Source organism: Vibrio sp. 1078-1 (genome assembly GCF_033340475.1).
On sequence record NZ_JAWOWM010000767.1, the window covers coordinates 1 to 545 of the forward strand.

At 50.5% G+C, this 545-nt stretch carries 1 protein-coding gene; it reads right to left on the reverse strand.

The window, feature by feature from the left end; genetic code table 11:
• Positions 1-545 (reverse strand): gamma-glutamyltransferase (locus tag R7190_RS29955; RefSeq protein ID WP_318138219.1); only part of this gene is annotated, 545 nt, incomplete at both ends.

Below are 545 nucleotides of genomic sequence, written 5' to 3' on the forward strand. Positions count from 1 at the left end.
TTGTGCCAACACGCCCGGGTTACCCACTGCAGTTTGCACGGTTGCGATAATGTCTTTGGCAATATCACCTTGATAGAAGGCTTGAGCACCTTGTTTGGCGATGGCTTTCAAGGTTTGCGCGTATTCTGGATTCTTTAATCGTGTGCCTTCGGCTTTTGGTGAGCCATCGGCGTTAAAGAAATACGCTTTTGTGGTCGGAAAACGTGATAAACGCTCGGCGTCGTTGGCAATCAAACTGGCGAGACGAGGACTGACGGCAAAACCTTCCTCAGCTAAGCTGATCACTGGCTGAATGATCTTTTTCCATTCCAGCTTGCCGTATTTCTGGTGAGTATCCCACAATAGTTTCACGGTGCCTGGTGTTGCGACAGAGCGTCCACCAACCACGGCATCGTAGAATTGCAATGGCTGGCCGTTCTCATCTAAAAATAGCTTTGGCGTTACGGCGAGGGGGGCGGTTTCACGCCCGTCGTAAGTGGTCAGTTTTTGCTTTTCGCTATCCCAATACACTAAGAACGCACCGCCACCAATACCTGATGACTGGG